Origin of the sequence: Pseudomonas sp. MRSN 12121 (assembly GCF_000931465.1) — a bacterium.
Classification (GTDB): Bacteria; Pseudomonadota; Gammaproteobacteria; order Pseudomonadales; family Pseudomonadaceae; genus Aquipseudomonas.
The window spans coordinates 6,129,804-6,150,756 of record NZ_CP010892.1; the positions used below are offsets into that span (position 1 = coordinate 6,129,804).

20 protein-coding genes are annotated in these 20,953 nt (G+C 67.0%); 13 read left to right on the forward strand and 7 right to left on the reverse strand.

Annotation, left to right across the window (positions count from 1 at the left end; all coding sequences use genetic code 11):
• Window positions 1-28 precede the first annotated feature (28 nt).
• Both ribD and nrdR read right to left on the reverse strand, forming a co-directional pair.
• Window positions 29-1,162: a bifunctional diaminohydroxyphosphoribosylaminopyrimidine deaminase/5-amino-6-(5-phosphoribosylamino)uracil reductase RibD gene (gene ribD / locus TO66_RS27895; RefSeq protein WP_044465299.1), complete on the reverse strand. Its 1,134-nt coding sequence runs from the start codon at window positions 1,160-1,162 to the stop codon at window positions 29-31.
• Window positions 1,159-1,623, reverse strand: a complete 465-nt coding sequence (gene nrdR, locus TO66_RS27900) for a transcriptional regulator NrdR (protein ID WP_007924133.1) — start codon at window positions 1,621-1,623, stop codon at window positions 1,159-1,161. The genes ribD and nrdR overlap by 4 nt, the downstream gene beginning before the upstream one ends.
• A 129-nt stretch (window positions 1,624-1,752) precedes the next feature.
• Between nrdR and TO66_RS27905 the strand changes: the two genes are divergently transcribed.
• The 3 genes from TO66_RS27905 to trxA all read left to right on the forward strand — a co-directional run bounded on the left by TO66_RS27905 (window position 1,753) and on the right by trxA (window position 3,833).
• On the forward strand, window positions 1,753-2,211 hold the full coding sequence (locus TO66_RS27905) for a lipoprotein (protein WP_044465300.1): 459 nt from the start codon (window positions 1,753-1,755) through the stop codon (window positions 2,209-2,211).
• Window positions 2,208-2,864 (forward strand): methyltransferase, encoded by a 657-nt coding sequence (locus TO66_RS27910; RefSeq protein ID WP_044465301.1) that lies wholly within the window; start codon window positions 2,208-2,210, stop codon window positions 2,862-2,864. Before TO66_RS27905 ends, TO66_RS27910 begins: the two co-directional genes overlap by 4 nt.
• Window positions 2,865-2,960: 96 nt before the next feature.
• Window positions 2,961-3,833, forward strand: a complete 873-nt coding sequence (gene trxA, locus TO66_RS27915) for a thioredoxin (RefSeq protein WP_044465302.1) — start codon at window positions 2,961-2,963, stop codon at window positions 3,831-3,833.
• Between the two features lie 4 nt (window positions 3,834-3,837).
• Here the strand turns inward: trxA and TO66_RS27920 are convergent, their stop codons facing one another.
• Window positions 3,838-4,191, reverse strand: a complete 354-nt coding sequence (locus tag TO66_RS27920; protein WP_044465303.1) for a hypothetical protein — start codon at window positions 4,189-4,191, stop codon at window positions 3,838-3,840.
• 135 nt (window positions 4,192-4,326) lie between these two features.
• On the opposite strand from TO66_RS27920, the gene TO66_RS27925 reads away from it, so the two are divergent.
• From TO66_RS27925 to TO66_RS27945, 5 genes are all read left to right on the forward strand, one after another.
• Window positions 4,327-4,938, forward strand: a complete 612-nt coding sequence (locus TO66_RS27925; RefSeq protein WP_044465304.1) for a DUF2796 domain-containing protein — start codon at window positions 4,327-4,329, stop codon at window positions 4,936-4,938.
• A 134-nt stretch (window positions 4,939-5,072) separates the two neighbouring features.
• On the forward strand, window positions 5,073-5,783 hold the full coding sequence (locus TO66_RS27930) for an ABC transporter ATP-binding protein (RefSeq protein WP_044465305.1): 711 nt from the start codon (window positions 5,073-5,075) through the stop codon (window positions 5,781-5,783).
• Between the two features lies 1 nt (window position 5,784).
• Window positions 5,785-7,050 (forward strand): ABC transporter permease, encoded by a 1,266-nt coding sequence (locus TO66_RS27935; RefSeq protein ID WP_044465306.1) that lies wholly within the window; start codon window positions 5,785-5,787, stop codon window positions 7,048-7,050.
• Between the two features lie 27 nt (window positions 7,051-7,077).
• The gene (locus tag TO66_RS27940; RefSeq protein WP_044465307.1) at window positions 7,078-7,596 is read left to right on the forward strand and encodes a DUF3299 domain-containing protein; all 519 of its coding nucleotides are present in this window, start codon (window positions 7,078-7,080) and stop codon (window positions 7,594-7,596) included.
• Between the two features lie 143 nt (window positions 7,597-7,739).
• Window positions 7,740-8,438: an OmpW family protein gene (locus tag TO66_RS27945; RefSeq protein ID WP_044465308.1), complete on the forward strand. Its 699-nt coding sequence runs from the start codon at window positions 7,740-7,742 to the stop codon at window positions 8,436-8,438.
• Window positions 8,439-8,496: 58 nt separating this feature from the next.
• Here the strand turns inward: TO66_RS27945 and TO66_RS27950 are convergent, their stop codons facing one another.
• A complete protein-coding gene (locus TO66_RS27950; RefSeq protein WP_044465309.1) occupies window positions 8,497-9,426 on the reverse strand; it encodes an NAD-dependent epimerase/dehydratase family protein in 930 nt (309 codons plus the stop codon).
• Complete coding sequence (locus TO66_RS27955) at window positions 9,419-10,303, reverse strand: sugar nucleotide-binding protein (protein WP_044465310.1); 885 nt, start codon at window positions 10,301-10,303, stop codon at window positions 9,419-9,421. The genes TO66_RS27950 and TO66_RS27955 overlap by 8 nt, the downstream gene beginning before the upstream one ends.
• A gap of 189 nt (window positions 10,304-10,492) precedes the next feature.
• Here TO66_RS27955 and TO66_RS27960 point away from each other — a divergent pair, with 189 nt between their 5' ends.
• The 5 genes from TO66_RS27960 to TO66_RS27980 all read left to right on the forward strand — a co-directional run bounded on the left by TO66_RS27960 (window position 10,493) and on the right by TO66_RS27980 (window position 18,918).
• The gene (locus TO66_RS27960; protein WP_044465311.1) at window positions 10,493-14,797 is read left to right on the forward strand and encodes a DEAD/DEAH box helicase; all 4,305 of its coding nucleotides are present in this window, start codon (window positions 10,493-10,495) and stop codon (window positions 14,795-14,797) included.
• Between the two features lie 123 nt (window positions 14,798-14,920).
• Window positions 14,921-15,847, forward strand: coding sequence for a DUF72 domain-containing protein (locus tag TO66_RS27965; protein WP_044465312.1), 927 nt, complete (start codon window positions 14,921-14,923; stop codon window positions 15,845-15,847).
• On the forward strand, window positions 15,844-16,638 hold the full coding sequence (locus tag TO66_RS27970; protein ID WP_044465313.1) for an endonuclease/exonuclease/phosphatase family protein: 795 nt from the start codon (window positions 15,844-15,846) through the stop codon (window positions 16,636-16,638). The genes TO66_RS27965 and TO66_RS27970 overlap by 4 nt, the downstream gene beginning before the upstream one ends.
• Window positions 16,635-17,936 (forward strand): cardiolipin synthase ClsB, encoded by a 1,302-nt coding sequence (gene clsB / locus TO66_RS27975; protein ID WP_044465314.1) that lies wholly within the window; start codon window positions 16,635-16,637, stop codon window positions 17,934-17,936. Before TO66_RS27970 ends, clsB begins: the two co-directional genes overlap by 4 nt.
• Window positions 17,923-18,918, forward strand: coding sequence for a lysylphosphatidylglycerol synthase domain-containing protein (locus TO66_RS27980; protein ID WP_044465315.1), 996 nt, complete (start codon window positions 17,923-17,925; stop codon window positions 18,916-18,918). Before clsB ends, TO66_RS27980 begins: the two co-directional genes overlap by 14 nt.
• A gap of 64 nt (window positions 18,919-18,982) precedes the next feature.
• Here the strand turns inward: TO66_RS27980 and TO66_RS27985 are convergent, their stop codons facing one another.
• Together TO66_RS27985 and TO66_RS27990 are read right to left on the reverse strand one after the other, a co-directional pair.
• Window positions 18,983-19,738, reverse strand: a complete 756-nt coding sequence (locus TO66_RS27985) for a S9 family peptidase (protein ID WP_044465316.1) — start codon at window positions 19,736-19,738, stop codon at window positions 18,983-18,985.
• A complete protein-coding gene (locus TO66_RS27990) occupies window positions 19,728-20,837 on the reverse strand; it encodes a DUF3182 family protein (RefSeq protein WP_044465317.1) in 1,110 nt (369 codons plus the stop codon). The genes TO66_RS27985 and TO66_RS27990 overlap by 11 nt, the downstream gene beginning before the upstream one ends.
• Window positions 20,838-20,953: the final 116 nt, after the last annotated feature.

The following is a 20,953-nucleotide window of genomic DNA, read 5'->3' on the forward strand; positions in this document are numbered from 1 at the left end:
CAGAGCCGCGCGTTGCGCAAGCGCGGAATTATACGCTCGCTGCTGGCAGAGGAATGGCAATGACTCGCCAGTCATCGCCTACGGCGCGCATTTCGATGATTTTCAGCCGCGGCGCCTCGCTCATCCGCGCCAGCGGCCAGTCGAGCAACGGCCGTGCCGATGAGCCGAGGAACTTGCCGGCGACAAAGATCTGGTACTCGTCCACCAGGCCTTGCTGGGCAAACGCCCCCGCCAGGCGCGGGCCGGCTTCCACCAGCACCTCGTTGACCCCGCGGGCGGCCAGCTCGGCCAGCAACCGACGCAGGTCCACCTGGCCGTCGGCGCCCGGCACGATCAGGCATTCCGGGCCGTTGGCGTATTGCTCTTCCACCGCCGCGCAGGTGGCGACCAGCGCCGGCCCGGCCTGGAAGAACGGCGCGTCGAGCGGCACCCGCAGGCGGCCGTCGATCAGCACGCGCAAAGGTGGACGGCTCATGGCCAGGGCCGTCTGCTCCTGGTCCAGCCCCAGTTCCTCGGCCCGCACCGTCAGCCGGGCGTTGTCCGCCAGCACCGTGTCGGCGCCGGTCAGCACCACGCTGGCCTGGGCCCGCAGGCGCTGGACCGCGGAGCGCGCGGCGGGGCCGGTGATCCACTGGCTTTCGCCGCTGGCCATGGCGGTGCGTCCGTCCAGGCTCATCGCCAGCTTGACCCGCACGAACGGCAAGCCGTGTTCCATGCGCTTGAGGAAGCCCTGGTTGAGCGCCCGGGCTTCCTGCTCCATCACTCCGCTGTGGGTGGCGATGCCCGCCTGGGCCAGGCGCTGCAAGCCACGGCCGGCGACTTCCGGATTGGGGTCCTGCATCGCCGCCACGACCCGCGCCACGCCGGCGCTCACCAAGGCATCGGCGCACGGCGGGGTACGGCCATGGTGGCTGCAGGGTTCGAGGGTCACGTAGGCGGTGGCGCCCCGGGCGTTGTCGCCGGCGGCGCGCAGGGCGTGGACTTCGGCATGGGGCTCGCCAGCCCGCACATGCCAGCCTTCGCCGACCACCTGGCCGTCACGCACGATCACGCAACCGACGCGGGGATTGGGATGAGTACTGAAACGCCCCCTGGCGGCAAGCTCCAGGGCGCGCGCCATATAGTGAGCGTCGAGTACCGCCTGTTCGCCGCCGACGTTCATTCTTTGCCGGGCTCGCGGGCGAGACGGTCGATCTCTTCGCGGAATTCGTTGAGATCCTGGAAGCGCCGGTAGACCGAGGCGAAGCGGATATAGGCCACTTCATCGAGCTTTTGCAGCTCGGCCATCACCAGCTCGCCAACGACCAGCGACTTGACCTCGCGCTCGCCGGTGGCCCGCAGCTTGTGCTTGATATGCACCAGCGCGGCTTCCAGGCGCTCGACGCTGACCGGGCGTTTTTCCAGGGCGCGCTGCATGCCAGCGCGGAGTTTTTCTTCGTCGAAGGGCTGACGGCTGCCGTCAGTCTTGATCAGGCGCGGCAACACCAGCTCGGCGGTTTCGAAGGTGGTGAAACGCTCACCACAAGCCAGGCATTCACGCCGGCGGCGCACCTGTTCGCCTTCGGCGACCAGACGCGAGTCGATGACCTTGGTGTCGTTGGCACCGCAGAAGGGACAGTGCATGGTGGCAGGCAACAAAAAAAGGGAGGGCCATGGTAGCGCATCCCACTGGCAAGACAAGCCATAGCCTTTACGGTATACAGACCGACTATTATGTTTCGCACATGGAATTTCGTCTTGTTGGAGCTTCGCATGCCGCTACGACCGCTCGTTCTGCTCAGCCTTTTCAGCCTGCTGGTCGCTTGCAGCAGCGACGCCCCGAAACCTGCCCAGACCACCGTGGCACCGGCGCAGAGCGTGAAAAAAGCCCAGGAAGCCGCCGACCTCGGCCCCCTGCCGGCCTATCAGCGGGAACTGAGCGGTACGCTGCAAGGCGTGCCGGCGGGCGCCGAAGTGGAACTGGCGCTGCTGGTGATCGACGAACGCGGGCGCCCGCAACGGCTGCTGGCCAGCAGCAACCTGATCGGCAACAACAAGGTCCTGCCGTTCCGCCTGCGCTTCAATCCCGATGTCTTCCCCGTGGGCGCCCGCGTCGAATTGCGCGGCCGCGCCAGCCAGTCCGGCCAGTTGATCCTGCACCTACCGGCGCAACGTATCGCGCAACCCACCACCCAGGCCGTGGGCCAGTTGCAATTCGTCAAAGCGCCATGACGCCACCGCTCGACCTGCAGCAGGCCCTGGGCGAACTGCTGGGGGATGCTCGCCTGGTGGCCTGCGAATTGCCGGACACCACGCTGAAACTGTGGCTGATCGACGCCGACAACATGGACCGCGCCTTCACCCCCGAGGAAACCCGGCGGATCCTCCACGAACCGCCGTACTGGAGTTTCTGCTGGGCCAGCGGCCTGGCCCTGGCCCGCTACCTGGCCGAACGACCGCAATGGGTGCAGGGCAAGCGCGTGCTGGACTTCGGCGCCGGCTCCGGCGTGGCCGGCATCGCCGCCATGAAGGCCGGCGCGCTGGAAGTGGTGGCCTGTGACCTCGACCCGCTGGCCATCGCCGCCTGCCGGGCGAATGCCGCGCTCAACGACGTGGCGTTGAACTACTCCACGGACTTTTTCGCCGAAGCGGACCGCTTCGACCTGATCCTGGTGGCCGACGTGCTCTACGACCGCGCCAACCTGCCACTGCTGGACGAATTCCTCAGCCGCGGGCGCCAGGCGCTGGTGGCGGACTCCCGGGTCAAGGACTTCCGGCATCCGCTGTATCGACGCCTGGACATGCTCCACGCCCTGACCCTGCCGGATCTGGCCGAACCCTGGGAGTTTCGCGAGGTGAGCCTCTACCACGCGCAGCGCGATTGATGCGATCCCATCGCGATCCACCGGCCACTCCCGCGCTTTCAGCCATACCCCGCCAGACCTTATAGTGGCGCCATTCACGTTTCTTCGAGATCCCCCATGAGTCAGGACACGCCGTACATTTTCGACGCCAGCACCGCCGACTTCGACCAGTCGGTGATCGAGAACTCGTTCCACAAGCCGGTACTGGTGGATTTCTGGGCCGAATGGTGCGCGCCCTGCAAGGCGCTGATGCCGATGCTGCAACAGATCGCCGAGAGCTATCAGGGCGAGTTGCTGCTGGCCAAGGTCAACTGCGATATCGAACAGGACATCGTCGCCCGCTTCGGCATTCGCAGCCTGCCGACCGTGGTGCTGTTCAAGGACGGCCAGCCGGTGGACGGCTTTGCCGGGGCGCAGCCGGAGTCCGCGGTACGCGCCATGCTCGAACCCCATGTGCAGATGCCGCCGCCCAAGGCCGACGACCCCATGGAACTGGCCGAGGCGCTGTTCGCCGAAGGCCGCATCGCCGACGCCGAAGCCACCTTGAAAGTGCTGCTGGGCGAAGACAACACCCACGCCAAGGCGCTGATCCTCTACGCCCGCTGCCTGGCCGAACGCGGTGAACTGGGCGAGGCCCAGGCCGTGCTCGACGCGGTCAAGAGCGACGAGCACAAGGCCGCGCTGGCCGGCGCCAAGGCCCAGATCACCTTCCTCAGGCAGGCCGCCGACCTGCCCGATCCTGCCGACCTGAAGAGCCGCCTGGCGCAGAACCCACAGGACGACGAAGCGGTGTATCAACTGGCGATCCAGCAACTGGCGCGCCAGCAGTACGACGCGGCGCTGGATGCGTTGCTCAAGCTGTTCATCCGCAACCGCGGCTACAACGAAGGCCTGCCGCACAAGACCCTGCTGCAAGTGTTCGAGCTGCTGGGCAACGATCACCCGCTAGTGACCACTTACCGCCGCAAGCTGTTCGCCGCCTTGTATTGATCGATCACTCGATCCAGCTGTAGAGCGGCGTATCGCCGCCGCTCACCACCTTGACCTGGGCGCTGTGGCGCAAACGCACCAGCAGGCGCTTGCCCGCCGCGGCGCTGCCGGTCAGGCCTTCCAATTGTTCCAGCAGATCCGGCCCGCTCAACTGCCCGGCCTTGCGCAGCAGGTCCCGGGCGATCTGCCACAGCGCATCGTCCTGGCTCGCCGGCTTGGCCGCGGGCGCGGCGTTTTGCGTTGCGGTCGTCGGCAACTGCGCCCCCAGCCGGGCGCTCAGTTGCTCCCAATCGCCCTCGTCCAGCTCCAGGGTCAAATCCACCGGCCACTCGCCGATGCTTCCACGAATCCGCACCATTGCCCTGCTCCCGAAATTATCTGACGAGCATGCTCCCACGCGTCTTGCGCAACGCCAAGCGGCCGGTCACACTCTCGCCACTTGCGTTATAAGATTACATAACATTTGTTTCATGTTCGCTCTCGGAGACTCGCCATGCGCCGCCTGCTTCTCGCCTTGCCGTTCGCCCTGCTGCCCCTGGCCATCGCTCATGCGGCCGAAAAACACGATCACGACCATGAGCACGGCAGCCTCGGCGCCCACGAACACGGCGTGGCACGCCTGAATGCGGCGCTGGATGGCCGGACCCTGGAGCTGGAACTGGAAAGCCCGGCGATGAACCTGGTGGGTTTCGAACACGCCGCCAGCACCGACGCCGACAAGGCCAAGGTCGCCGCCGTCCGCGCCCTGCTGGACAAGCCGCTGGCGCTGTTCAGCCTGCCGCCCGCCGCCGGTTGCGTGGTGGCGCAACAGGAACTGGAAAGCCCGCTGTTCGGCGACCAGCCGGAAGCTGCGGATCACGATGAAGACGAAGACCACGACGCAACGGACAAGGCGGCCGGCGGCCACGAGCATCACCATGAACACAGCGAGATCCACGCGCATTACCAGTTCACCTGCGCCACGCCGGGCGCGTTGAAGAGCCTGGATCTGGCCGGCCTGTTCAAGACCTTCCCCGCGACCCAGAAAATTCAGGTACAACTCATTTCGCCAAGCGGCCAGCAAGGCCTGGAAGCGACCGCCAAGGCCGCCGCCCTGAAATTCTGACCCACCACCCTCCTGTAGGAGCGAGGGTTGCCCGCGATAGCGATGTAACGACCAACAGATCGTGCACGCCGGCCAACCGCCACCGCGAGCAAGTTTCGCTCCTACAATAAGTACCCACTCATGACGCCAACCCCATGACCCAAGCACTTATCGAACTGTCCGACCTGGGCTTCGGCTGGCCCGGCCATCCGCAGTTGCTGGATATCCCGGCGTTCCGCCTGGAAGCCGGTGAAACGCTGTTCCTCAAGGGCCCCAGCGGTAGCGGCAAGACCACCCTGCTCGGCCTGCTCGGCGGCGTGCAGAAATCCGACCGCGGCAGCATCCGCCTGCTGGGCCAGGAACTCGGCGAGCTGTCGGCCGGCGCCCGCGACCGCTTCCGGGTCGACCACACCGGCTACATCTTCCAGCAGTTCAACCTGCTGCCCTTTCTCTCGGTGCGCGAGAACGTCGAGTTGCCCTGCCACTTCTCCAGGCTGCGCGCCAGCCGCGCCGCCCAGCGCCACGGCAGCGTCGACCAGGCCGCCGCTACCCTGCTCGCCCACCTGGGCTTGAAAGATCCCGCCCTGCTCGGGCGCCGCGCCGACTCGCTGTCCATCGGCCAGCAACAACGGGTCGCCGCCGCCCGCGCGCTGATCGGCCAGCCGGAGCTGGTGATTGCTGACGAACCGACCTCGGCGCTGGACTACGACGCCCGCGAAGCCTTCATCCGCCTGCTGTTCGCCGAATGCCGCGAGGCCGGGGCCAGCCTGCTGTTCGTCAGCCACGACCAGAGCCTGGCGCCGCTGTTCGATCGCAACCTGTCGCTGGCCGAGCTCAATCGCGCCGCCACGCCCGCGGAGACCTGAGATGTATCTGTTCCGTCTAGCCATGGCCAGCCTGGCCAACCGTCGTTTCACCGCGATCCTCACGGCTTTCGCCATCGCCCTGTCGGTCTGCCTGCTGCTGGCGGTCGAACGGGTGCGCACCGAGGCCCGGGCCAGCTTCGCCAGCACCATCAGCGGCACCGACCTGATTGTCGGCGCCCGCTCGGGTTCGGTGAACCTGCTGCTGTACTCGGTGTTCCGCATCGGCAACGCCACCAACAACATCCGCTGGGACAGCTTCGAACACTTCGCGGCCAGCCCGAAGGTGAAATGGGCGATCCCAATTTCCCTCGGCGACTCCCATCGCGGCTACCGGGTGATGGGCACTACCGGGGCCTACTTCGAGCACTACCAGTACGGCCATCAGCAAAACCTGCAACTGGCCAGCGGTCGCGCATTCGCCAACGATCCGTTCGAAGTGGTGCTGGGCGCCGAAGTCGCCGAGGCCCTGCACTACAAGCTGGGCGACAAGCTGGTGCTGGCCCACGGTGTGGCGGCCATCAGCCTGGTCAAGCATGACGACAAGCCCTTTACCGTGGTCGGCATTCTCAAGCGCACCGGCACCCCGGTGGACCGCACGCTGCACATCAGCCTGGGCGGCATGGAGGCGATCCATATCGACTGGCACAACGGCGTGCCGGCCCAGGGCAACGGCCGCATCAGCGCCGACCAGGCACGCAACATGGACCTCACGCCGCAGGCGATCACCGCTTTCATGCTTGGCCTGAACAGCAAGATCGCCACCTTCGCCATGCAGCGCGAGATCAACGAATACCGGGGCGAGCCGATGCTGGCGATCCTCCCCGGCGTGGCCTTGCAAGAACTGTGGAGCCTGATGGGCACCGCGGAAAAGGCGCTGTTCGTGGTGTCGCTGTTCGTGGTGCTGACCGGCCTGATCGGCATGCTCACGGCGATCCTCACCAGCCTCAACGAGCGGCGCCGGGAAATGGCGATCCTGCGCTCGGTCGGCGCGCGCCCCTGGCATATCGCCACGCTGCTGGTGCTGGAAGCCTTCGCCCTGGCGCTATTTGGTGTGCTCGCCGGTCTCGGCCTGCTGTACCTGGGCATCGCGCTGGCCCAGGGGTATGTGCAGTCGACCTATGGCCTGTATTTGCCGCTGTCCTGGCCGAGCGAGTATGAGTGGACGCTGCTCGGCGGTATCCTGATCGCCGCCCTGCTGATGGGCAGCGTGCCGGCCTGGCGCGCCTATCGACAATCCCTGGCCGATGGCCTGTCCATCCGTTTGTGAGGAACGCTGGTTATGAGGAGCTCCGGCATGCCCCGTGCCCTGCTTGCGCTATTGATGCTGGTCGCCCTGCCGCTGTGGGCCGCCGAGCCCCGGGACCTGGCCTGGTCGGAAATGATCCCGCCGGACGCGCCGGCGGAAGTGCCGAACATGAAGCCGCTGCATGACCTGTCGCAAATGAGCGACGCGCTGGCCGCCGAATCCGCCCCGGCGGCCAAGCAGGACATGCCCAACGCGCCGGTGGTGCAAAGCCTCGACGGCCTGTCGGTGCGCCTGCCCGGCTACATCGTGCCGCTGGAAGTCAGCGAGGACGGGCGCACCACGGAGTTTCTGCTGGTGCCGTATTTCGGGGCCTGCATCCATGTACCGCCACCGCCATCGAACCAGATCGTGCACGTGAAGAGCGAAGTCGGGGTGAAGCTCGACGAGCTGTATCAGCCGTACTGGGTCGAAGGGCCGATGCAGGTCAAGGCCTCCACCAGCGAGATTGCCGACGCGGGTTACCAGATGGAGGCAGAGAAGATCTACGTGTACGAACTGCAGGAGTGAAACCGCGCTGCTGGAGCATTCGGCGCGTCCCCGGTTCCATGCCTTGGGCACTGATCGGGGTTTCATTGAGCTGAGTCAACGCCTGCTCCTTGACGATCCTTACCATTGGACCTAGCCAACTTGAATCGTCCTTTGGAGCTCCCATGCACAAGTCCTTGCTCAGCGCCTCCCTGTTCGCGCTCGCGCTCGCCGCCCCGCTCGCCCACGCCCACGAAGCCGGCGACATCATCGTTCGCGCCGGTGCCATCACCGTCAATCCGAAAGCCGACAGCGGCGACGTCAAGGTCGACCGCGGCCCGCTGGCCGGCGCCAACCTCGGCGGCAAGGCGACCATGAGCAGCGACACCCAGCTGGGCCTGAACTTCGCCTACATGCTGACCAACAATGTCGGTATCGAGCTGCTGGCGGCCACGCCGTTCGAACATGACGTGAAACTCAAGGACACTTCGCTGGCCGCCGCCAACGGCAAGCTCGGCACCCTCAAGCACCTGCCGCCGACCCTGAGCGTGGTCTACTACCCGCTCGACCATAAGTCGGTGTTCCAGCCTTATGTCGGTGCCGGTATCAACTACACCTGGATCTATGACGAGCACGTCGGCAGCCGCGCCAGCGCCGCCGGTTTCGACAACTTCCGGGCCAAGAACTCCTGGGGCCTGGCCTGGCAGGTCGGCGCCGACTACATGCTGACCGACAACGTGATGATCAACGCCCAGGTACGCTACGTCGACATCGACACCACCGCCTACGTGAACAACAACGCGGTGGCCGGTGGCACCCGGGCCAAGGTCGATGTGGACGTCGATCCATGGGTTTACATGGTCGGCCTGGGTTACAAGTTCTAAATCGGCCAGACAAAAAAAGGCGCCTCGCAAGGCGCCTTTTTTCATGCTCGGGGAAAACTCAGAGGCCCAGCAAGCGTGCCAGCCCGACACTCATCGGCGTCGGCTCGGGGAACGTGAAACGCTGCAGCAGGCGCTGGTTGTCAGCCCGGGAATGGCGGATGTCTCCCGCCCGCGCCGGACCGTGGCTGATCGGTGGCAAGGCCCCCACTACCTGGCCCAGGGCCTCGAGCAACTGATTGAGGGTGGTGGTCTGGTTCAGCCCGACATTCACTGCGCCGACCTCCAGTTGCGGCACCTCCAGGGATTGCACCAGCACTTTCACCAGATCTTCGACATACACAAAGTCGCGGGTCTGCTCACCATCGCCGAATACGCTGATCGGCAGGCCTTTCTGTGCCCGCTCGCAAAAGATGCTGATGACCCCCGAGTACGGCGAGGACGGATCCTGGCGCGGCCCGAAGATATTGAAGAAACGGAAGATCGCCGGCTCCAGCCCATGCTGGCGACGATAGAAATCGAAGTAGTACTCGCTGGCCAGCTTGTCCGATGCATAAGGCGTCAGAGGTGCCTTGGGCGTGTCCTCATCGATCGCCTCCCCTTCGCCATTATTGCCGTAGACCGCCGCGCTAGAAGCGAACAGCACGCGCTTGACACCGGCCTGGCGCATGGCCTCGCACACGTTGAGGGTGCCGATGAAGTTGCTCTGGTGAGTACGCACCGGGTCGTCTACCGAGGCCTGTACCGAAGCGACCGCGGCCAGGTGCGCCACTGCACGGCAGCCGCTCATCGCCCGGGCCACCAGGGCCGCATCGGCGACGTCGCCTTCGATCAGTTCGACCCGTGGGTTGTCCAGCGGCAGGTTGCTGGGCTTGCCAGTGGACAGATCGTCGAGGATCCGCACCGAGTAGCCCTTGGCAAGCAAGGCGTCAGTCAGGTGCGAACCGATGAAACCGGCACCGCCGGTGATTAAAACAGGGCTGTCAGCCATGGCGATAAAACCTATCCAGTAGAGTCGGGAGCGCTGCGCGCCAGGCGCGGGGCTTGATCCCGAAGGTATGCAGAATTTTCTTGCAGGCCAGGACCGCGTGCTGCGGTTCTTCCGCGGCATCCGGCCGGGCGGCGTGGGCTTGGGCGGTCGGCGCCTCGATGGCCAGCGGATGCAGGCTGCGGGCCTCGGTGAGGATCGCCTGGCCCAGCGCCAGCGGCGTGGTCGCCTCATGGCCGGCGTAATGGTAGGTGCCCCACAGCGGCGCGGCGCAATCGAGTTGCTTGAGCACCGAAATGATCACCCGGGCGGCATCGTCCACCGGCGTCGGGTTGCCCCGCCGGTCATCGGCCAACAGCAGCTCGTCGGGTTGCTCGGCACGGGCCAGGAAACGCCCCAGGGTGCCCTCGGCGCTGTCGTCCAGTAGCCAGCCGAAGCGCAGCAGCACATGTTGCGGGCAAGTGGCGCGCACGCTCTGCTCGATCCGCCACAACGCCTGGCCGCGCAATCCCAGCGGCACCGGTTCGTCCTTTTCGCTGTAGGCGGTAGCGCGCGAGCCATCGAACACGCGATAGCTGGAAGGCTGCACAAGAATGATGTCGTGATGCTGACACAGCTCGGAAAGCCGTTCGACAGCCCGCTCCTGGGCGGTCAGGCGCGCCTCCGGGACGCTCTCCGCCTGGAACCAGTCGAAGTAATAGGCAAGGTTGATCAAGGCATCCGGACGGGTGTCGTCGAGCAGTTGCGTCAGGCTCGCGGCATCCCAGCCGTCTTGCGGCGGACGGGGGGCGAGGAAACCGATGTCCTCCTCCGCCCCGAGGCGAATCAGCGCCTGCCCAAGGGCATTTCCGCCGCCCAGTAACATAAGGCGCATTCGCATAGAGTCAGCAGGTCCAGTCTGTTCGGAACGAGGGTTCGAATGGGCCGGGCACGCGGGCCCGGCCATGAATAGTGCTCGGAATCGTTGCATTTTGCGGGTTTCCCGCGCAATCGTCACTGAGAAAGTGCAGGGCATGGCGGCGACGGGATGGACTTGCAACTTGGCCCTGGCGGTCGCATAACGTTGCACATGAACCTTCCCCAGATCCCCGCCAGCGCCCTGCCGGGCTTCCATCCGGCCGTCAGCGCCTGGTTCCACAGCCGTTTCCCCGCCGCGACCGCCGCCCAGGCCCGTGCGTGGCCGCTGATCCGCCAGCGCCGCTCGACCCTGATCGCCGCGCCCACCGGCTCCGGCAAGACCCTGACCGCCTTCCTCGCGGTGATCGACGAACTGGTACACCGCGGCCTGGAAAACGGCGGCACGCTGCCGGACCAGACCCTGGTGGTGTACGTCTCGCCGCTCAAGGCCCTGAGCAACGATATCCAGATCAACCTGCAGGACCCGCTGGCCGGCATCACCGCGCAGCTCGAACGCCTGGGCCTGCCGCAGTTGCGGATCAGCACCGCGGTGCGTACCGGCGACACCCCGCAGAAAGACCGCAGCGCCATGCGCAAGAGCGCGCCGCACATCCTGGTGACCACTCCCGAATCGCTGTACGTGCTGCTGGGCTCGGGTTCGGGCCGGCAGATGCTCGCCAGTACGCGCACGGTGATCGTCGACGAGATCCACGCCATCGCCGCCAGCAAGCGCGGCAGCCACCTGGCCTTGAGCCTGGAGCGCCTGCAGGCGCTGTGCGACGAGCCCCTGACCCGCATTGGTCTGTCGGCCACGCAGAAACCCATCGAAGCGGTATCGCGTTTTCTCGTCGGCCACCAGCGCCCCTGCGAAATCGTCGACATCGGCCATGCCCGGCCCCGCGACCTGGCCATCGAAGTACCGCCGGTGCCGCTGTCGGCGGTCATGGCCAACGATGTCTGGGAGCTGGTCTACGAGCGTCTCGCCACCCTGGCGCGGGAACACCGCACCACCCTGGTGTTCGTCAACACCCGGCGCCTGGCCGAACGCCTGAGCCGTCACCTGAGCGAACGCCTGGGCAAGGACGCGGTGGCCGCCCACCACGGCAGCCTGGCCAAGGAATTCCGCCTGGACGCCGAGCAGCGGCTCAAGCGCGGCGACTTGCAGGTGCTGATCGCCACCGCCTCACTGGAGCTGGGCATCGATATCGGCGACGTCGACCTGGTGTGTCAGATCGGCTCGCCGCGTTCGATCTCGGCGTTTCTGCAAAGGGTCGGGCGCTCCGGGCACCAGGTCGGCGGTACGCCCAAGGGCCGCCTGTTCGCCCTGACCCGCGACGACCTGCTCGAATGCGCCGCCCTGCTCGACTGCGTGCACCGCGGCGAACTCGACACCCTGCAGATCCCCAGGGCGCCGCTGGATGTGCTGGCGCAGCAGATCGTCGCCGAAGTCAGCAACCAGCCATGGCAGGAACAGCCGCTGCTGGAAATGATCCGCCGCGCCTCGCCCTACAGCGACCTCGACGAAGGGCATTTCCAGGCGCTGCTGCGCATGCTTGCCGAGGGCTACAACGGGCGCCAGGGCATTCGCAGCGCCTACCTCCACCGCGATACCGTCAACCGCAGCCTGCGCGGCCGGCGCGGCAGCCAGCTGACTGCGGTGACCAGCGGCGGCACCATCCCCGACAACGCCGACTATGCTGTGTTGCTGGAACCCCAGGCGCTGAACATCGGCAGCGTCAACGAAGACTTCGCCGTGGAAAGCATCGCCGACGACGTGTTCCAGCTGGGCAATACCTCGTACCGCATCCTGCGGGTGGAAACCGGTAAGGTGCGGGTCGAGGATGCCCACGGCCAGCCGCCGACCATTCCGTTCTGGCTCGGCGAGGCCCCGGGGCGCAGCGCCGAGCTGTCGTTCGCCGTGGCGCGCCTGCTGGCCCGGCTCGACGCACTGCTGGGCGCCGCGCCCGGACAGTTGCAACCGGCCCTCGACTGGCTGGGCGAGCACCTGGGCCTGGACGCCGCCAGCGCCGAGCAACTGGTCGACTACCTGGCCCGCGCCCGCCAGGCCCTGGGTGCGCTGCCGTCCCAGGACACGCTGATCATGGAGCGTTTTTTCGATGAGTCCGGCGGCACCCAACTGGTGATCCACACGCCGTTCGGCAGCCGGATCAACCGCGCCTGGGGCCTGGCCCTGCGCAAGCGTTTCTGCCGCACCTTCAACTTCGAATTGCAGGCCGCCGCCAGCGAGGACGCCATCGTGCTGTCGCTGTCCACCAGCCACAGCTTCGAGCTGGACGAAGTCTGGCGTTACCTGCACAGCAACAGCGCCGAGCACATCCTGGTCCAGGCCCTGCTGGATGCGCCGCTGTTCGGCGTGCGCTGGCGCTGGAACGCCGGGGTGGCGCTGGCGCTGCCGCGCTTTGTCGGCGGGCGCAAGGTCGCGCCGCAGATCCAGCGGATGAAAAGCGAAGACCTGATCGCCAGCGTGTTTCCCGACCAGATCGCCTGCCTGGAGAACCTTGCCGGCGAGCGGCAGATTCCCGAGCACCCGCTGGTGGAGCAGACCCTCGACGACTGCCTGCATGAAGCCATGGACAGCGAAGGCTGGCTGGCCCTGTTGCGGCGCATGGAACGGGGCGAGTTGCGCCTGGTCAGCCGCGACCTGCCGGCGCCCTCGCCCCTGGCCGCGGAGATCCTCAGCGCCCGTCCCTATACCTTCCTCGACGATGCGCCGCTGGAGGAACGCCGTACCCAGGCCGTGCTCAGTCGCCGCTGGAGCGACCCGCAATCGAGCGACGACCTCGGCGCCCTGGATGCCGAGGCCATCGAGTCGGTGCGCGCGGAAGCCTGGCCCGCTCCCGGCAACCCGGACGAAATGCACGAAGCGCTGATGAGCCTGGCTGCCATCGGCGCACCGGAAGCCGAGGCCAACCCGTCCTGGACGGGCTGGCTGCAGGCCCTGGCGGACAGCGGCCGCGCCAGCCGTTTGCAGATCGCCGGCCAACCGGCGCTCTGGTGCGCCGTCGAACGCCTGGCCTGCCTGCGGGCGATTTATCCACAGGCCGCGCTGCAACCGCCGCTCCAGGCGCCCCCCGGCTTCGACGAGCCGTGGGAGCGGGACGAGGCCATTGTCGAGCTGATCCGCGCCCGTCTCAGCGGCTTCGGCCCGCTGCTGCTGGAGGCGATCACCGCGCCGCTGGGCCTGGGCGCCAGCGAAGTCACCCAGGCCCTGCTGCAACTGGAGCGCGAGGGTTATGTGCTGCGTGGCCGCTTCAGCCCTGGCGAGTCTCGGGAGCAGTGGTGCGAACGGCACCTGCTGGCCCGGATCCACCGCTACACGGTCAAGCGCCTGCGCCGGGAAATCGAACCGGTGTCGTTGCAGGACCTGATGCGCTTTCTGTTCGACTGGCAGCATCTGTCCAGCGCTACCCAGGGCCAGGGCAGCGCCATGCTGGCGCAGACCGTCGCCCAGTTCGAAGGCTATGCCGCCGCGGCAGGCGCCTGGGACAGCGACCTGCTGCCGGCGCGGATCAAGGACTACTCCGCCACCTGGCTGGACGAGCTGTGCCGCAACGGCAAGGTGGTCTGGACCCGGCTCAGCGCGCCGCACAAGACCGCCGGCGCGACCCTGCGCAACACTCCGATCGTGCTGCTGCCGCGTAGCCAGGTGGCGCTGTGGAGCGCCTTGGGCGCGCAGCCGGACAGCAGCGAGCTGTCGCCCAAGGCGCAAAAGGTCCACGCCGCGCTGAGCCAGCATGGCGCCCTGTTCTTCGACGAACTGCAGCACGAAGCCCATGTGTTGCGCACCGAGCTGGAAATCGCCTTGCAGGAACTGGTGGCCGCAGGCTGGGTGAACGCCGACAGCTTCGCCGGCCTGCGCGCCCTGATTACCCCCGCCAGCAAACGCCAGGCCCGCCCTGGCCGGCGCGGGCGCGGGGCGCTGGTCGGAGGCATGGACGACGCAGGACGCTGGGCCCTGCTGCGCCGTTGCGCGCCAACCGCGAGCAGCCCCGGCCGCCTGGAACAGGCGACGCTGGAACATATCGCCATGACCCTGCTGCGGCGTTATGGCGTGGTGTTCTGGCGCCTGCTCGAACGCGAGGCCGACTGGCTGCCGAGCTGGCGCGAACTGCTGCGTACCTTCCACCGCCTGGAAGCTCGTGGCGAGATCCGTGGCGGACGCTTTGTCAGCGGCCTGGCCGGCGAGCAGTTCGCCCTGCCCGAGGCCGTCGCCCTGCTGCGCGAAGTGCGCCGGCGCCCGCTGGATGGCAGCCTGGTCGCGGTGTGCGGCGTCGACCCGCTGAACCTCGCCGGCACCCTGCTGCCCGGGCAGAAAGTCCCGGCGCTGGCCGGCAACCGCCTGGTGTACCGCGACGGCCTGCCCGCCGCCGCCGAGATCGCCGGCAAACAGCACGTCTGGCTGGACCTCGACCCGCAGGCCAGCCTGGAATTGCGCACCCGGCTGATTCGCCACTGACCCATATCGGCCGCGCCGCGAAGCCGCGGCGCGTGCCATCCGTAGACGCATCGAAACTTTCCCGCCGGCCCCACAGTCATCCAAGGACACAAGCGATTCGCAGACCATCAGACGGGAGCGGACATGGCGGCGATTCATATCGGTATTTCCGGCTGGCGCTACAAACCCTGGCGCGGCGATTTCTACCCCGAGGGGCTGACCCAGAACCGCGAGCTGCAATTCGCCTCGCGCGCGGTCAACAGCATCGAAATCAACGGTTCGTTCTACGCGCTGCAAACACCCGAGCGCTACGCCGACTGGCATGCCGATACGCCCAAGGACTTCGTGTTCAGCGTCAAGGCGCCGCGCTACATCACCCACATCCTGCGGTTGCGCGACGTGCACAAGCCACTCGCCAACTTCTTCGCCTCGGGCGTGCTGGAGCTCAAGGACAAGCTCGGGCCGATCCTCTGGCAGTTTCCCCCGAGCTTTCAATTCGACGCCGAGCTGTTCGGCGCCTTCCTCGAGCAATTGCCCAGCGATACCGAACAGGCAGCCGCCCTCGCCCGCCAGCACGAACCGCGCCTGGACGGCCGGGCCAGCACCAAGGCCTACGGCAAAAGAGCCTTGCGCCATGCCGTGGAGATCCGCCACGCGAGCTTTGCCGTTGCCGAGTTCGTGCAGTTGCTGCGCCGGCACAACGTGGCCCTGGTGGTGGCCGACACCGCCGGCAAATGGCCCTATTGCGAGGATCTGTGCAGCGATTTCGTCTACCTGCGGCTGCACGGCGACAAGGAGTTGTACGCCAGTGGCTACACGCCCCAGGCGCTGCGACGCTGGGGGGACCGGATCGAGGCCTGGCACGCCGGCAAGCAGCCGGCCGACGCCCATCTGATCGACAGCCAGCACTCGGCCAGGGCGCGCAAGAGCCGCGAGGTATTCTGCTATTTCGACAACGACCTCAAGGTCCGCGCGCCCTACGACGCACGCCAGTTGCTGGAGCGTTTCGGGCTCGACACGAGCCTGCCGACGACACCCGGCGAACCTGCCGCTGCCGGGGTCCTGCCATGAGCCATGACACCCCGGCGCATACCCCGTCGCCCGTCGCCGAGCAGGCCAGCGTGCGCCGCTTCACCGTGCTGACGGTCAACACCCACAAGGGCTTCACCGCGCTGAATCGGCGTTTCATCCTGCCCGAGCTGCGCGAGGCGGTGCGCAGCGTGGCCGCCGATGTGGTGTTCCTGCAGGAGGTGCATGGCTCGCACGAGCAGCATCCGCAGCGCTATGAAAACTGGCCGAGCATGCCGCAATACGAGTTCCTCGCCGACAGCATCTGGCCGCAGTTCGCCTATGGCCGCAATGCGGTGTACCCGGCGGGCGATCACGGCAATGCGCTGCTCTCGAAATTCCAGATCGTGGCCTACGACAATCTCGACGTTTCGCTCGGCGGGCATGAAAGCCGCGGCCTGCTGCACTGCGTGCTGCGCCTGCCCGGCGATGCGCCCCAGGTGCATGCGGTCTGCGTGCACCTGGGGTTGCGCGAAAGTCATCGCCAGCAGCAGTTGCACCTGTTGTTGCAGTTGATCGCCGAACTTCCCGTCGACGCGCCGCTGATCGTCGCCGGCGACTTCAACGACTGGCGCCAGCGTGCCGATGCCCAGCTGGCCCCGAGCGGCCTGCGCGAAGCCTTTGTCAGCCTGCACGGCAAGCCGGCGCGCAGCTTCCCCGCGCGCCTGCCGCTGCTACGCCTGGACCGGATCTACGTGCGCCACCTGAAAGTCCATCGGCCCCAGGTGCTGACGGTCCACCCCTGGTCCCATCTCTCCGATCACGCCCCGCTGTCGGTCGAGGTCGAGCTATGAACGAACTGCCCCTGGAAAAAACCACCGTGGCCAGCCTGGCGGATCCCGGTCTGGCCCACGAGCCGTCGCCGGCAGACCTCGACTACGGCTGGCACAGCAACAATCGGGTGGTGCTGCTGGAAAATGGCGAAGCGTATTTTCCGCGGGTGTTCGAGGTGCTGCGCCAGGCGCGGGACGAGATCCTGCTGGAGACCTTCATCCTCTACGAAGACAAGGTCGGCCATGAGCTGCACCGCCTCCTGATCGACGCCGCGCAGCGCGGGGTGCGGGTTACCGTCAGCCTCGACGGTTTCGGCAGCGGCGAGTTGAGCACCGCGTTCCTGGCCGCCATGAGCAACGCCGGGGTGCGCCTGCAGATCTTCGACCCGGCGCGGCCGATCTTCGGCGTGCGCACCAACTGGTTCCACCGCCTGCATCGCAAGATCGTGGTGGTCGACGGCAGCATTGCCTTTGTCGGCGGGATCAATTTTTCCGCCGACCACCTGGCGGATTTCGGTCCCCAGGCCAAGCAGGACTATGCGGTGGAGATCCAGGGACCGGCCGTGGTGGATATCCACCATTTCGCCCTGGCCCAGGGCGATCGCCCGGCCCGCGCCCGCTACTGGTGGCAACGCCGCCGCCAGCGCCGCCGGGAACTCGCCCTGAACGAGCATGACGGCCAGGTACGCCTGGTCTATCGCGACAATCGCCAGCACCGCAACGATATCGAGGAGGTGTACCGCCTGGCGCTGCGCGGCGCCCGGCAGCGGGTGGTGATCGCCAACGCCTATTTCTTCCCCGGCTATCGGCTGCTGCGCGAAATCCGCAACGCCGCGCGCCGGGGCGTGGAAGTGCGGCTGATCCTGCAGGGCGAGCCGGACATGCTGGTGGCCAGGCTGGCGGCGCGCATGCTCTACGACTACCTGCTCAAGGACGGCGTGCACATCTACGAGTATTGCAAGCGCCCCCTGCACGGCAAGGTGGCCCTGGTGGACGACGACTGGAGCACCGTGGGTTCGAGCAACCTCGATCCGCTGAGCCTGTCGCTGAACCTGGAAGCCAACGTGCTGATCCGCGACCGCGCCTTCACCCGCGAGCTGTACGAACGCCTCGACTGGCTCAGCCGCGAGCATTGCCAGGCGATGCCGCCCAAGGGGGCCGCCCGTGGCCGCCTGTGGCGCCTGACCGTGGGTTTCCTGGTGTTCCACATCCTGCGGCACTTCCCGGCCTGGGCCGGCTGGCTGCCCGCCCACAAACCGCGGCTACAGCCCTTCGGCCAGGCCGAGGATGAAGCGGAGTCACGTCATGAGCCGCACTGACGCCCAGGGCTCGACACCCGCGACGGCGCACTCGCGGTCGCGCTGGCAGCGCCTGAAGAAGCCCCTGACCGTCGCCTTCTTCCTGCTGCTGATCGTGCTCTTCACCCTGCTGGCCCGGCGCATCGACTGGAGCGAAGTGCTCGGCACCCTGGCCGACTTCAAGGTGCGCACGCTGCTGGTCGCCGCGGGCCTGACCCTGGGCAGCTTCCTGGTGTACGCCTGCTTCGACCTGATCGGTCGCACCTACATCCGCCAGGACCTCGGCTGGCGGCAGATCCTGCCGGTGGGCTTCATCAGCTACGCCTTCAACCTCAACCTCAGCGCCTGGGTCGGCGGCATCGCCATGCGCTACCGGCTGTATTCCAGGCTGGGGGTGAGCACCGCCAACATCGCCAAGATCCTCGGCCTGAGCCTGGCCACCAACTGGTTCGGCTATATGGTCCTGGCCGGCGCGGTATTCGCCAGCGGCCTGATGCAACTGCCCCCCGGCTGGCAGCTCAGCAGCGGTGCGCTGCGGGGCGTGGGCGTCCTGCTGCTGGCGCTGAGTGCGGGCTACCTGCTGGCCTGCCGGTTTTCCCGGCGCCGCGAATGGGCGATACGCGGGGTGGAGATCAACCTGCCCTCGCTGCGCATGGCGCTGCTGCAACTGGCCCTGGGCGCGCTCAACTGGTCGCTGATGGCCGCGGTGATCTTCACCCTGCTGCCCGCCAGGCTCGATTACCCGGTGGTGCTCGGCGTGTTGCTGATCAGCAGCATTGCCGGGGTCATTACTCACATTCCGGCGGGGCTCGGGGTATTGGAGGCGGTATTCGTCGCCCTGCTGCAACATGAGGTGCCCCGGGGCAGCCTGCTGGCCGGGCTGATCGCCTACCGGGCGATCTACTTCCTCCTGCCGCTGCTGATCGCACTGCTGATGTACCTGCTGGTGGAGGCCCGGGCCAAGGCGCTGCGGGTGCGGAAAACATCGCGCAAAGACCACTGACGCGGTCACCTGCAAGAGCGAGCTTGCTCGCAATGAACGCGCGAGCGTCCACCCCGGGCCCCTCTCAGCGCGACGGAGTGATGCTCAACCGCTCGCCCACCACCATTTCCGTGATCCAGTCCACGAGGATCGAGGTGTAGGCCTGCTGTGACAGCGGTTCGCTCAAGGCATGGTCGGCGCCGTCGATGATCCGGTGGGTCATGGAGTGGGTCTGCTGGCAGGCCGCGCGGTAGCTCATGATCGTGGCATGGGGCACATGATCGTCGGTCTCCGACTCCACCAGCAGCACATCCCCGGTGAAGGCCGCGCAGGCATGCAGCGCACGATTGTTGTCCGTGCGCACCAGGCTGCTGCGGTAATCCAGCAGGTCGGCCTTGTCCAGGTCGCGCTTGGGGCTGTGCCAGGCTTCGTCGCGGTACAGCGCCGGAACCCGCAGCGCCAGCCAGCGCACGGGCCGCAACGAGGTCAGGATGCTCGCCAGGTAACCGCCGTAGCTGGTGCCCACCACGGCGATCGCCGAGGTGTCGAGGGCCGGGTGGGCCAGCAGGCGGTCATAGGCCGCCAGCAGGTCGCGCAGGTTGTCTTCGCGGGTCACGCGGTTCAGCGGGATACCGCGACTCGCATGGCCGCGCAGGTCGAAGGTCAGGCACACGCACCCGAGCCCGGCGATCCCCCGCGCCCGCTCCAGGTCGCGCTCCTGGCTCCCGCCCCAGCCATGGACGAACAGCACGCCCGGGACTTTCGACCGGGGCGTGAGGAAGGTCCCGCTCATCTGCTCGTCATCGATGTCGATTTGAATGCTTTCGCTTCTAGCCGTCATAGGATTTGACCGTTGCATATTTGAGAAGAAAGTCGCTGTTTTCCGCCGGCCCGCGATAGACCTCGATGGCCCCGGCCGGCAGGGGCCGGTCGATATAGGTTTCCACCGCGGACACGCGAATCGCCGGCAGGTCCGGCTGCTCGACAAAGGCCTGCAGGGCCGCCAGTTCGGCGCTGCTGGCGCCGCCCATGCGCCACGACTGCTCGAGCACCCCGCTGCGCTGCCGGCCCTCGGCGTCCAGACCCTGGGCGATGTCGTAATTGCGCCGCGAGGCGAAGAATCGCGGATACGCCTCGTCGGCGGCGGCATCGAAGACCTCGGCCTGTTGCACAGCCAGGCGCACCGCGGGTGGCAATGGCAACGCCAGCAACTCGCGGTAGCCGCCCTGGACCACCAGCAGCTCGGAACCGCCGTAGACCTTCTCGCCCGCGGCGTCCTCGGTCAGGTACTGCTCGCCGCAGTAGCTGATCAGATGACCGGCGATCAGCGACTGGCCAACGCTATGGGTGGCCACTTGCTGCAGATCCTGCTCCAGCACCACGCCTTCGTTGAAGTGCCGGGCCACCTCGGGTTGCGCCAGCAGTTCGTCGAAACGCTCCAGGCTGTCGATCACCTGTTGTCCGCGGCCGGCGCAGGCATGGATCGGCTTCATGCGGATCGGCCCGGTGTAGAGCAAATGCGTGGCCGCCGGACGAGCATCGTCCAGCGAAAACACGCTCAAGCCGTCCAGCACCACCAGGCGAACCCGCTTGGAGAACAGCGGCGCCCAGCCCTCGGGCGCCACGGCGTGCTTATTCAACAGACCATGGGTGATGGCCTTGGTGCAGATAAAATCGTGCTCGACGTACCCGCCCCATAAATCCTCCGGCCCCTGGACGCCCAGCTGTCGGGCCGCGGCCGGGCCGACCAGGGTCTGCGTGGGCAGCAGATAGATGTCGTCTGGTACGGGGCGGGTCGGATCGTGGCTGCCTGCGAATGTCAGCCCGAGGATCTGCGCCAGCCAACGGGCCAGCGCGCGATTGGTCTCGACGACGTGCCGCGAGGCCTGTGGATGAACGGAGTGGGCGACCACGCGCCTGCTGCGTTGCGTAGGGGTCATGCGTCCACCTCGGCCGTGGCGTGATGAATGTACAAACAGGGGTGCAGGGATCACGCCAAGGCGGTGGAAAGCGGAGGAACGCCACTGGAACAACAGGCCCGAGCCGCCCTTGCTGG

Bases quoted from the DNA above. Each gene is read 5' to 3' on its own strand.
- TO66_RS27950 (WP_044465309.1), bottom strand. From the start codon at position 9,426: ATGGCTGACAGCCCTGTTTTAATCACCGGCGGTGCCGGTTTCATCGGT.
- TO66_RS27985 (WP_044465316.1), bottom strand. From the start codon at position 19,738: ATGACGGCTAGAAGCGAAAGCATTCAAATCGACATCGATGACGAGCAG.
- TO66_RS27945 (WP_044465308.1), top strand. From the start codon at position 7,740: ATGCACAAGTCCTTGCTCAGCGCCTCCCTGTTCGCGCTCGCGCTCGCC.
- TO66_RS27930 (WP_044465305.1), top strand. From the start codon at position 5,073: ATGACCCAAGCACTTATCGAACTGTCCGACCTGGGCTTCGGCTGGCCC.
- TO66_RS27905 (WP_044465300.1), top strand. From the start codon at position 1,753: ATGCCGCTACGACCGCTCGTTCTGCTCAGCCTTTTCAGCCTGCTGGTC.
- clsB (WP_044465314.1), top strand. From the start codon at position 16,635: ATGAACGAACTGCCCCTGGAAAAAACCACCGTGGCCAGCCTGGCGGAT.
- TO66_RS27955 (WP_044465310.1), bottom strand. From the start codon at position 10,303: ATGCGAATGCGCCTTATGTTACTGGGCGGCGGAAATGCCCTTGGGCAG.
- ribD (WP_044465299.1), bottom strand. From the start codon at position 1,162: ATGAACGTCGGCGGCGAACAGGCGGTACTCGACGCTCACTATATGGCG.
- trxA (WP_044465302.1), top strand. From the start codon at position 2,961: ATGAGTCAGGACACGCCGTACATTTTCGACGCCAGCACCGCCGACTTC.
- TO66_RS27970 (WP_044465313.1), top strand. From the start codon at position 15,844: ATGAGCCATGACACCCCGGCGCATACCCCGTCGCCCGTCGCCGAGCAG.
- TO66_RS27910 (WP_044465301.1), top strand. From the start codon at position 2,208: ATGACGCCACCGCTCGACCTGCAGCAGGCCCTGGGCGAACTGCTGGGG.
- TO66_RS27920 (WP_044465303.1), bottom strand. From the start codon at position 4,191: ATGGTGCGGATTCGTGGAAGCATCGGCGAGTGGCCGGTGGATTTGACC.
- TO66_RS27935 (WP_044465306.1), top strand. From the start codon at position 5,785: ATGTATCTGTTCCGTCTAGCCATGGCCAGCCTGGCCAACCGTCGTTTC.
- TO66_RS27980 (WP_044465315.1), top strand. From the start codon at position 17,923: ATGAGCCGCACTGACGCCCAGGGCTCGACACCCGCGACGGCGCACTCG.
- TO66_RS27965 (WP_044465312.1), top strand. From the start codon at position 14,921: ATGGCGGCGATTCATATCGGTATTTCCGGCTGGCGCTACAAACCCTGG.
- TO66_RS27940 (WP_044465307.1), top strand. From the start codon at position 7,078: ATGCCCCGTGCCCTGCTTGCGCTATTGATGCTGGTCGCCCTGCCGCTG.
- TO66_RS27960 (WP_044465311.1), top strand. From the start codon at position 10,493: ATGAACCTTCCCCAGATCCCCGCCAGCGCCCTGCCGGGCTTCCATCCG.
- TO66_RS27990 (WP_044465317.1), bottom strand. From the start codon at position 20,837: ATGACCCCTACGCAACGCAGCAGGCGCGTGGTCGCCCACTCCGTTCAT.
- TO66_RS27925 (WP_044465304.1), top strand. From the start codon at position 4,327: ATGCGCCGCCTGCTTCTCGCCTTGCCGTTCGCCCTGCTGCCCCTGGCC.
- nrdR (WP_007924133.1), bottom strand. From the start codon at position 1,623: ATGCACTGTCCCTTCTGCGGTGCCAACGACACCAAGGTCATCGACTCG.